This window comes from Candidatus Pelagibacter sp. HIMB1517 (assembly GCF_052047895.1).
GTDB lineage: Bacteria > Pseudomonadota > Alphaproteobacteria > Pelagibacterales > Pelagibacteraceae > HIMB114.
On the sequence record NZ_JBNAIW010000022.1, the window covers coordinates 1 to 3,669 of the forward strand.

Here is a 3,669-nt window from a genome sequence, read left to right on the forward strand (position 1 = left end):
GTATTATTAAGCGTAATATCTTTATCTAAAAATTTAAATTTTAAAAATTTTATTAATAAATTATTATCTAATGTAATAATGATGAGGATTAAAACTATATATAAAAATAACCTCAAATTAGCAGATATATTGATTTTATCGTCGTAAAAACCTATTAAAAAAAATGAGATAGACCCAATTAAAAATATAGTTTTTATTTCTACAGAGTTATCTAAAAATTTTTGACTTTCAAAATTAAAGTCCAAAAAAAAACTAAAAATGAAAAATAAGATAATATTATATAAAAAAATATGCCCTCCTATTAGAGGTATCTTGCCAACATGTTTTTTCCTTATATTATCAGGAATATCATATACACCCAAAAATCTAGCAAAAGAATTTATTTTGAAAAGTATAGGAATATTTAAGAAAATTAATATTAAGAAAAAATCTAACATTTTTTGTCTTTTAGTAATCCAAAATAAATACCAATATTAATATAAAATAAATATGACAACCAATTATTAAAAAAATTTCCTGCTGGCAATAATGGAAAAATTGATACCAATGTTGATATTATTAACAACGCTTCATGATTTAATAGTTTATTTTTTTTAAATATCTTTAAATTTAAAATTAGCTTAAAAATTAAATAAAAAAAGAAAAGTAATATAAATATAAATCCAAAGATACCCAACTCCGACAGAAAAGTTAGGAAAATATTATGTGGATGTGTAGTGCAGGATCTATATCCCAAATAATATTTATCTTCTGCACATTTGTATCTGAACATTTTTGGACCGCTGCCAAAAAACAAATTATCTTTAAAAATATTTATGGCAATTTTGTAATGTTTTTGATGTTCAGAACTAAATATTTTTGCATCTGAAAAATCTATTTTTTTTATAAAATTTAAATCTAATTTTTTAAAAGATTTAAGATTTTGAGCTCCTTTATAATTAGTAATATCTCTATATTCCTTTTCAAGGTTTGGGAAAATATTTACTAGAGTAAATGTGACCATTCTATGAAAAATTTCAGGCTTATAAATTACGAGTGTTAAAATTAAAAAAAATATAATTAGAAACATTTTAAATATATCTTTAAAATTAATACCAACAAAAATAATGTATAAAAAAAGAGTTAAATTTATCATAACAAAAGATGTTCTTTCTCCGCTTATAAAAACTGAAATATAAAATAAAAAAAATAAGTATTGATGATTTGAACTTACGAGCTGCTTAGTTCTTAAAAAAAAAAACAAAGCAATAGTTACTGGGGTTAACCTAGCTATATAACTACCCATGACATATTCATCACCAAATAATCCACTAATTTTTGACATATTTGCACCTGCTTGGTCTTGTGATAAAAATTTTAAATCAAATATAAACTCCACAAGTCCAAAAAACGAAACTAATAATAAAGTCGAAATAAGGAAATAATAAAATATTTTAATAAATTGATTATTTTTTCTGGAAAAATAAACAAAGGCACAAGTGAAAAAAATATATCTAAAATAAAAAGATGAACTTTTTAGAGAGGTTATAATATCCATGGAAAATAAAGATCTTAAAAAAAAATAAAAGCAGAATATTAAAAAAAATAATACAAAATAATTTAAATTAAAAAAATGTTTAATTTTTTTATATTTTAAAATAAAAAAAAAAATAATAAAAATATTTGCAATTTCTGGCAATAATGGTCCGGTTATTAGCAATAAAGGGAAAAAATATAGAAGATATTCGATTTTATTTTGCGCAAGTTTCATTGTTACTAAAATTTGAAATATTGTATCAATTTATAAAAACCTCTTAAAAAAATTAAAAAATAATTACTGATATAACCTCTTTTATTCAAAATTTTTTTTATTTCTACACTATTATGAAAAAAACTAAAAAAATATTTATTACTTGCTCCGCCAGGTTTCATTTTTACCACAACCTTTTTAAAAAAACGGTAATTGATACTTTTATTTTTAAAAATTTTTAATATTAAATCAAAATCCGATGCTATTTTGTAGCTTAAATCAAAATAACCGATTTTACTAAAAATTTTTTTTTTAATGAATGCTCCGGTATGTGGAGGCATAATGCCAAAATATAAATAATATTTTCTAAAACCAACTGAATCATATTTTCTTCTCAAGCCTAACATTCCATGCCTTAAAAATTCTACACCAAAAAAACCGATATCTAATTTATTTTCATTTAAAAAGATTAGATATACTTTTTTTAAAATATTATTTGAAGAATAGAAATCATCCGAGTTTAAAAAATGCACTATATTGCCAGAGGATTTTTTTAAACCAAAATTAAATGCTTGATATATACCTTTTTTTTTATGTACAAATAATTTTAATCTAGAATATTTATTTTTCTTTATCTTTGATAAAGTCTTATCTGTAGAGCCTCCATCCACAATTATATGTTCATAATCCTTAAAATTTTGTTTTTTTACACTATCTATGCACTTTACAATCGTTTCTTGACTATTTAAACAGCAGGTGATTATTGAAAATTTTACCATTAACTAATTAAAAATTTTTTTATATTTTTTAAATATATTTTCAGAAAAGTATTTTCTTGAATTAATTCTTCCTTTAAATATCAATTCATTACGTAATTTTTTATTTCTCATAATCATTAATATTTTATTTTTAATTTGATTAATATTGTAAGGGTTAACAAGAACCGCTGAATTATTTGCTACCTCACGCATTGGGCTTTTATTGCTTGTTATAACGGGTATACTTAAATAATTTGCTTCGATTATAGGCAGGCCAAAACCTTCGTAGGTTGAAATAAATAATAGAAGATCTGATAATGAATATAATTCAGAAATTTGATCATCTTTAATATTTATGAAATTTTCGAAATTTATATTAAATTTTTTTAACAAATTCATATATTTTTTTTCTATAAGACCGACAATAATTATTTTCACATTCAGACCTTTGATAGCTAAAATTGCATTTTTTAAATTTTTGTTTTCTGAGGTTCCTAAAAAAAGAATAGTGAATTTTCTTTTTTTTTTGATCGAAAAATTTTTTTTTAATATTGGCAAAGGGCATGAAATATATTCAAATTTTTGACTAAAATCTGGGTATAATTTTGTTAATTCTTGAAATATAGCTTTTGATATTAATATAATTTTTCTACTTCTATAAATTGGAATGGTAATCCAAAATAGTTTATAAAAAAAATATTTCATACCAGTAAATTTTTCCAATAAATATAAATCTAATATTACAGTGAAAGTTTTTCTCTTATTTAATACTAATGAAATAAAGTTTATGTCCCCAAAAATTAAATTAATATCTCCACCTCTAAATAAACTTGATAAAATAATAATAATTCTTTTAAATATGCCGCTGCTGACAAACAAAGCTTGTATTTCAATAACTTTTTTATTTTGATCTATTTTTTGATACTCTTTAACAAAAACTTTTACAATTCTTTCAACGCTAAAGTTTAAATTATCTCTTGGCTTTCTAGTAAATATTTTTAAAGTTTTCAAAGTCACAAAAATCTTATAACAAAGAAATTATAAAATATGAAAAAAATATTACTTTTTAATAGCACATTATTTATTTTTTGTTTAATTGCAGCAAATCTAGTCTTTGGATATTCAATCGGTAACACAATTATTAAAGTAATTAATTTAATTAATAAAAATATAGTACTAATT

3 protein-coding genes and 1 pseudogene are annotated in these 3,669 nt (G+C 21.2%); all 4 read right to left on the minus strand.

The window, feature by feature from the left end:
• Positions 1–437: pseudogene (locus tag ACTTAT_RS06900) on the minus strand (hypothetical protein); the annotation flags it as partial.
• On the minus strand, positions 431–1,378 hold the full coding sequence (locus ACTTAT_RS06905) for an O-antigen ligase family protein (RefSeq protein ID WP_440680317.1): 948 nt from the start codon (positions 1,376–1,378) through the stop codon (positions 431–433). The gene ACTTAT_RS06905 and the pseudogene ACTTAT_RS06900, both read right to left, overlap by 7 nt.
• A gap of 377 nt (positions 1,379–1,755) precedes the next feature.
• Positions 1,756–2,508, minus strand: a complete 753-nt coding sequence (locus tag ACTTAT_RS06910; protein WP_440680319.1) for a glycosyltransferase family 2 protein — start codon at positions 2,506–2,508, stop codon at positions 1,756–1,758.
• A 3-nt stretch (positions 2,509–2,511) separates the two neighbouring features.
• Positions 2,512–3,498 (minus strand): glycosyltransferase, encoded by a 987-nt coding sequence (locus tag ACTTAT_RS06915; RefSeq protein WP_440680320.1) that lies wholly within the window; start codon positions 3,496–3,498, stop codon positions 2,512–2,514.
• Positions 3,499–3,669: the final 171 nt, after the last annotated feature.